The organism is Stenotrophomonas humi (genome assembly GCF_001431415.1).
GTDB lineage: Bacteria > Pseudomonadota > Gammaproteobacteria > Xanthomonadales > Xanthomonadaceae > Stenotrophomonas > Stenotrophomonas humi.
In genome coordinates this window covers 1-7038 of record NZ_LDJI01000047.1, presented here as the reverse complement: position 1 = coordinate 7038, position 7038 = coordinate 1, and the positions used below count along the sequence as shown (strand labels likewise).

Below are 7038 nucleotides of genomic sequence, written 5' to 3'. Positions count from 1 at the left end.
TCCGCGCCCCGGCCCTTGCGCGGGCGCAAGAGCGCTCAACGGGCTGCGAACCAGTGGTTCGCAAGCGAGCCCGCATCGCCCCGCAGGCGGGAGAGGGGCTCAAGCCGGAGCCGGAGCCGGAGCCAAACCAACACGGGCGCCCTTCGGCGCCCGCGTTTCATTCATCAATCCTGCAACGCCTCCCAGCGCACACGCAGCTCATCCAACCTCAGATCCGCCGCCGCACCGGGCGACACGCGCGCAGCCAGACTGCCTTCGGGCGTACGCCCCTGCCCGGCAGTGTCTGCCGCTTCGGCAGCGGCCTTGTACGCATCGCGGAACGGCACGCCCGCCACGGCCGCTTCCACTGCCACGTCGGTGGCGTACATGCCCGAATCGATCGCCGCACGGATATGGTCGTCGCGCCAATCAAGGTTCGACAACAACGCCGGCAGCAGTTCCAGAGCAGCAAGGCCACGACCAAAGCCGTGCACGATCGCGCCCTTGGAATTCTGCAGGTCACGCTGGTAACCCGACGGCAGCGACAGCAGCTGCTCGATCTCGGTACGCGCTGCCGCAACGCTGGCATGGGTAGCACGCATCAGTTCGATCACGTCCGGGTTGCGCTTGTTCGGCATGATCGAGCTGCCGGTGGTGTACTGCGCCGGCAGCGCCACGAAGGCGAACTCGCCGGTGGTGAACAGCGACAGATCCCAGGCGATGCGACGCAGGTCCAGCGTCGCGCCACCCAGGGCTTCCAGTGCGGCAAGCTCGAACTTGCCACGCGAGAGCTGCGCGTAGATCGGGCTGATCTGCATGCGCGCGAAATCCAGCGCGGCGGTGGTGTGTTCACGATCCAGCGGCAGGTTGACGCCGTAACCGGCCGCCGTGCCCAGCGGATTGGTGTCGATCAGGGCGCGCGTGTCACGTGCGCGAATGGCGTTGTCGATGAAGGCTTCGGCCCACCCCGCCCACCACATGCCCGCCGAGGACACCACGGCGCGCTGGATGTGGGTGTAGCCCGGCAACGGCTGCATCTGCTCGGCGGCAGCCCGGTCCAACGCGACCTTGGCCACTTCGGTGCTGATCTGCGCCACGCGCTCCAGCTTTTCCTTCAGCCACAACCGCGTGGCCACGAGGATCTGGTCGTTGCGGCTGCGGCCGGTGTGGATCTTGCGACCGGCATCGCCCAGACGCTCGGTCAGGCGCGCTTCGATCGCCGAGTGGCAATCCTCATACTGCTCGTCCAGCACGAACGCACCGCTGCGGAAGTCGTCGGCCAGCGTCGCCAGTTCGCGCTTGAGCGCGGCCAGCTCGTCGGCCGACAGAATGCCGATGTGCTGCAGTCCTTCCGCATGCGCGGTGCTGGCCTGGATGTCATGCAGGAAGAACTCCCGGTCGAGGATGACGTCGTCGCCGGCCAGGAAGGTCTGGATCTTCGCGTCGACCGCGACGCCGGGTTTCTGCCAGAGCAGGTTGGTCATGGTGGTTTCTCGGAATCGAAAAGGTTTGCTATGGGCGAGCTTGCAGGAGCGGCCTTGGCCGCATCCACGAAGGTCGTCAATGCGGAATGGCAGTCAACTCGTCCAGCCCGAGCGCGCGATTGAGGTTCTGCAGCGCCTGCGTGGCCGCGCCCTTGAGCAGATTGTCGATGGTCGCCACCACCACCACCCGCTTGTTGCCAGGCGCCATGGTGAAACCACCGATCTGCACGCCATGCGTGCCTGCGATGCGGCTCACCCACGGCGCTTCATCGACCACTTCAACCAACGGCTCGCCCGCATAACGCTGCTCATACAACGCGACGATCTCCTCGCGCTTGAGCGGCTGCTGCAGCCACAGGTTGACTGTCATGGTGATGCCACGGAAATGCGGCGCCACATGCGGCATGAACTCCACCGGCACGCCAAGCTGGGTGGCCACTTCGCGCTCATGCACGTGGTTGGTGAGCGCGTACGGCATCAGATTGTCGCGCAGCAGCTCGGGGTTGTTCTTGTCCGACGGCGTGGTGCCCGCACCCGACCACCCAGACACGCCAAAGCAGGTGGGCGGCCCTGCCAGCTGCGACAACAGCGGCGCGATCGCCAGCTGCATCGCGGTGGCGTAGCAGCCCGGGTTGCTGATCCGCTTCTGCCCGTCGTAACGGTTGCGGGTCAGCTCCGGCAGGCCGTAGTACCAGCTGTTGTCGAAACGGTAGTCTGCGGACAGGTCGACGATCACCGTGTCCGGCTTCGCTGCATCCAGCGCCGCCACGAACGGTTCGGCCTTGCCGTTCGGCAATGCCAGCACCACCGCGTCCACGCCCTTGGCGGCGACCGCGTCGGCGTCCAGGCTTTCGTAGCGCAGCTCGCCCTGGTAGGCGTCGTTGTGATCGGCCACGCGCTGACCGGCCAGTTCGCGCGACGACACGAAGGCCAGTTCGATATGCGGGTGCGCAGCCAGCAGCCGGATCAACTCGGTGCCGGTGTAACCACGGGCGCCAACGATGCCGACGGTGAAGGACTGGGGAACATTCATGCGTGTGCGTCCAAGCGGTGCTGCAGGTGGCGCTTCACGCCCTGCCATTCCGCATCGATGATGGAGAAGATGACGGTGTCACGCGGGGTGCCATCGGCATGCCGCTTGTGATTGCGCAGCACGCCGTCCTGCTTGGCACCCAGGCGCGAAATTGCGGTGCGTGAATTGAAGTTGAACCAGCTGGTTTCGAACACCACGCTCAGGCACTGCAATCTTTCAAAGGCGTGGCTGAGCAGCATCAGCTTTGCCTCGGTGTTGATGCCGGTGCGCTGCGCCGCTTCGCCGTACCACGTATAGCCGATGCTCAGCCTGGGTACATCCGCTTCAAGGCCGTAGTAGCGGGTGGTGCCGACGATTTCATCGGCTGCATTGAACACCACGAACGGCAGCACCCTGCCTTCAGCCTGCGCCTGCAGCGCGGCCTGGACATAGCCGGTCATGGTCTTTGCGCTGGGCACCTGCGTGTACCAGAGATCGGACAGCCTGCCATCGCCAAGCGCGCCACGCAGACCATCGATGTGGGCCATCTGCAACGGCTCCAGCCGTGCATGCGATCCGGCCAGCGTCGGCACCTTGGTCCAATCGGCGTGATTCATGGTTCAGCCCTCCAGGCTCGGGCTGCGCGCAGCGCAGTGTTCAACATAGGTACGGATCCGCTCGAAGCCATCGGCGCCGAACCAGAACACTTTCCAATGGCCCTGCTTGTAGCAGCCATCGGACTCGGCGTAATAGAAATGATTGACCGGGTTGCCATTGCGCGAGCGCCAGAACAGCTGCGGGGTTTCTTCCAGCATCACGTTCCAGACCGCGCGACCCAGGCCTTCGCCCTGCGCGTCGTCGAGCACGGCGAACTTGTCCAGGTACACACCTTCGGCTTCGTCGGTGAGGATCACCGCGGTGCGGTAGTTCTCGCTGACATAGGCGCGCAGCAGCTTGGTCTTCTCGAAGTAATCCGGCACCAGGGTGCGGCCGAAGCTGGACTCGATCAGCGATTTCAGTCGCGCGGTATCCAGCTCATCCCACGAGGTCGCCTTGATCACCTTCTCGCCGCGCCGCACCAGCGTGCCCGAACCCTTGTGCGTGAACAGCTCCTTGGCCAGATCGGCCGGGCGCGTGATCGACACCGAGGATTCTTCCGGCAAGCGGTCCAGCAGATCCTTGATCTGCTCGATCTTCACCCGCATGCCACCGTGGATCCACGGCTGCGCCATCAGCTGGTCGTATTCGGTGGACAGGTTGATCGACGAGATCAGCGCGCCTTCCTCGTCCAACAGGCCGCCGGTGCCGGTGAGGAAGATGATCTTGTAGGGCTGCAGTTCCTGTACCAGTTCGTTGGCGGCGAAATCGGCATTGACGTTGAGGATCTGCCCGCTCGCCGTCTCGCCCAGGCTGGTGATCACCGGAATCGAACCGGCACGCAGGCTGGCTTCGATCGGGGCGAGGTTCACCTTCTTCACTTCACCCACCAGCCCGTACGTCTCCAGGTCCAGGTATTCGGCCTCGAACACGCCACCGGTGATGGACGTGGCGCGCGCACCGTTCTGCTGCAGCGCCTCGACCAGCTTGAGGTTGGACTGCTGGAACACCTTGCGCACGATGGCCAACGCCTCCGGCGTGGTCACGCGCAGGCCGTTGATGGTCTGCTTCTCGATGCCTGCCGCCGACAACTCGGCGTCCAGCTGCGGGCCGGCGCCGTGCAGCACGATCGGGGTCAGGCCGACTTCCTGAAGGAACGACAGCGACGAGGTCAGCGCCTCCAGATCGTCGCGCAGCACCGCGCCACCCACCTTGACCACGGCGAAGCGTTTGGCATCAAGCTGCGAAAAACGCTTGAGGTACTGACTGATTTCCTTCGCACTGGCCATGCTCGAAAGCAGGCGGACAATGGTCTGGCGGGTCTGGCGATGGGGTTGCATGGCTGGGGACATTGCTTGCGTCTACAAGGCGACCACAACGGTCGCGGGGGAGAAGCCGGCGGTGGGCCGCCGGGCCACTGCGGCTCAGGCGCCGCGCTGCAGGATGCTGTGCACCGACTCGACGTAACGCTGCAACTGCTCCAGCGTGACGAACTCATCAGCGGTGTGGGCCTGGGCAATGTCGCCCGGGCCGTACACCATCGTGGTGTAACCACCGGCCGAGAACAGTGAGGCCTCGGTCCAGAAATCGACGGCGTTGCCGATCGGCAGGCCCAGTTCGTCGGCAACGTCACGGGCGGCCAGACGGCGCTCTTCAGCGCGCGCGATATCACCCGACGGCAGGCTCGGCCCGCGGAAGGTTTCTTCGAAATGCGCAGCCTGTGGCTCGGCAAAACCGGCAAACGTGCCAAGCAGCGCATCGATATCCATCGACGGCAGCGGACGGAAGCCAAAGCGCAGCTCTGCTTCCGGCGCGATCATGTTGGCCTTGATGCCGCCGTCGACACGGCCGATGTTGAAACGCAGGCCAGTCAAGCCACCAAAGCGCGCATGCGCCAGCGACTCGACATGCTCCAGCGCCTTGCCGCCCCAGCGCATCGCCTGGTGCAACGCGCTGGCGGACGGATCCTGCTTGCCGGACGCATGCCCGGCACGGCCCTTGAACTTCATCAGCACCGAGCTGATGCCACGGTGCGCCAGCACCGCTTCACTCATGGTCGGCTCGGCGACGATAACCGCTTCATACGCGATGCCACGCGCCAGGAAGGCTGCGATGCAACGCGGGTCATTGGCTTCCTCGTCACTGGAGAACAGGAAGGCAGCATCGCCATCGGTGACATTGGCGGCAGCGACCAATGCAGCCGCTGCGCCCTTGATATCGCACACGCCCAGGCCGACCACACGGTCATCCAATCGACGCATCACGTGCGGATCGGCGGACCAGTGCGGGGAATCCGGCACGGTATCCAGGTGCACATTGAACAGATACTTCGGGTTGCCACGCACCGCATGGAAGCTGACCGCACCGGCGCCGTGATCAATCACCTCGACATTGAAGCCCGGCAGATTGGCGTGCAGATAGTCGAAGATGCCACCGGTGGTGATCGCACGCGGCGGATTGCGGGTGTCAAAGGACACCAGGGCTTCAAGGTGCTGCAGGGTGGATTCGAGCAAGGTCGTCATGGTGGGCAGCGGCAGGTCATCAGGTCAGTGATTGAAGGCATCCCTTCTCCCGCATGCGGGGGAAGGTGCCCGAAGGGCGGATGGGGGCTTTGTGCTTCTGAATCTCATCAAGCCAAAGCCCCTCACCCCAACCCCTCTCCCGCAAGCGGGAGAGGGGCTTTGTGCATCAGGCGTCAGGCTTCAAGCAGCACTCAGCGATTGACCTGCGCGTACAGCGTCGAGCTCATGCCGAACAGCTTGATGAAGCCTTCGGCTTCTTCCACGCCCCAGTCCGCCGACTGCGCGTAGGTGGCGCCCTTGGCATTGAGGATGTGCGGCGAACGCACGGCCACCGCGTCGACGCGGCCACCGCGGGTTTCCAACACCACTTCACCGGTCACCTTGGCCTGCGATGCCTGCAGGAAGGCTTCGACGTCGGTCTTGAGCGGGTCGTGGTAAAAGCCTTCGTACACCAGCTCCACCCACTTGCGTGCGACTTCCGGCTTGAAGCGGTTCTGCTGCTTGGTCAGCACGGTGTCTTCCAGCGCGCGGTGTGCGGCCAGCAGCGAGACCAGGCCCGGTGCTTCGAACACGATGCGGCCCTTCAGGCCGATCACGGTGTCGCCGGTGTAGACACCGCGACCGACGCCGTACTGCGCGAACAGCTTGTTGAGCTTGGCCAGGATCTGCTCACCCGGCAGCGCCTTGCCATCCAGCTCGACGGCCACGCCTTCGACGAACTTCAGGGTCACGGTCAGCGGCTCGATCGGCCACGCGCTGCGCGGTGCGCACCAGCCGCGTGCACCTTCGCCCGGGGCTTCCCACTTGTCGATCTCACCACCGGACATGGTCAGGCCCAGCAGGTTCTCGTTGATGGTGTAGGCCTGCTGCTTGGCACGCACGCCGAAGCCGCGCGCTTCCAGGTACTTCTGCTCGTATGCGCGGGTCTGGGTGTGTTCTTTCTGGATTTCACGGATCGGCGCGACGATCACGTAGTCGCCCTGTGCCTTCACTGCCAGATCGAAACGCACCTGGTCGTTGCCCATGCCGGTGCAGCCATGGGCGATGATGTTGGTGCCCAGTTCGGCAGCGCGCTTGAGCGCGGCGTCCACGATCAGGTAACGGTCGGACACCAGCAGCGGGTACTGGCCCTGGTAGCCCTCGCCCGCCCAGACGAACGGCTTGACGAAGCCTTCCCAGATCGCCGGGCCGCCATCGACGGTGACGTGGCTGGTGACGCCCAGTTCGGCCGCACGCTTTTCGATGAAGTCACGCTCTTCGGCATCCACGCCGCCGGTATCGGCGAACACGGTGTGCACGTTGTAGCCACGTTCCTGCAGATACGGCACGCAGAAGCTGGTGTCGAGGCCGCCGGAGAAGGCGAGGACGATGTCTTTGCTCATGGGGAAGAAGTCTCTGGTTTTGATCTTTAAGCCCCTCTCCCTCCGGGGGAGGGGTTGGGGAG

The 7038-nt window shown here is 64.6% G+C and carries 6 protein-coding genes; all 6 read right to left on the bottom strand.

Annotation, left to right across the window (positions count from 1 at the left end):
- Positions 1 to 164: 164 nt before the first annotated feature.
- Positions 165 to 1463 carry an argininosuccinate lyase gene (locus tag ABB26_RS17635; RefSeq protein WP_057636023.1) on the bottom strand — a complete coding sequence of 433 codons (1299 nt, stop codon included), beginning with the start codon at positions 1461 to 1463 and terminating at the stop codon, positions 165 to 167.
- A gap of 76 nt (positions 1464 to 1539) precedes the next feature.
- Entirely contained in the window at positions 1540 to 2496 is a 957-nt protein-coding gene (gene argC / locus ABB26_RS17630) for an N-acetyl-gamma-glutamyl-phosphate reductase (protein WP_057636022.1), read from the bottom strand.
- Positions 2493 to 3092, bottom strand: coding sequence for a GNAT family N-acetyltransferase (locus tag ABB26_RS17625; RefSeq protein WP_057636021.1), 600 nt, complete (start codon positions 3090 to 3092; stop codon positions 2493 to 2495). The genes argC and ABB26_RS17625 overlap by 4 nt, the downstream gene beginning before the upstream one ends.
- Positions 3093 to 3095: 3 nt before the next feature.
- Entirely contained in the window at positions 3096 to 4424 is a 1329-nt protein-coding gene (locus ABB26_RS17620) for an acetylglutamate kinase (protein ID WP_057636020.1), read from the bottom strand.
- A 72-nt stretch (positions 4425 to 4496) separates the two neighbouring features.
- On the bottom strand, positions 4497 to 5594 hold the full coding sequence (locus tag ABB26_RS17615) for an acetylornithine deacetylase (RefSeq protein WP_057636019.1): 1098 nt from the start codon (positions 5592 to 5594) through the stop codon (positions 4497 to 4499).
- A 191-nt stretch (positions 5595 to 5785) separates the two neighbouring features.
- Entirely contained in the window at positions 5786 to 6976 is a 1191-nt protein-coding gene (locus ABB26_RS17610; protein ID WP_057636018.1) for an argininosuccinate synthase, read from the bottom strand.
- Positions 6977 to 7038 lie beyond the last annotated feature (62 nt).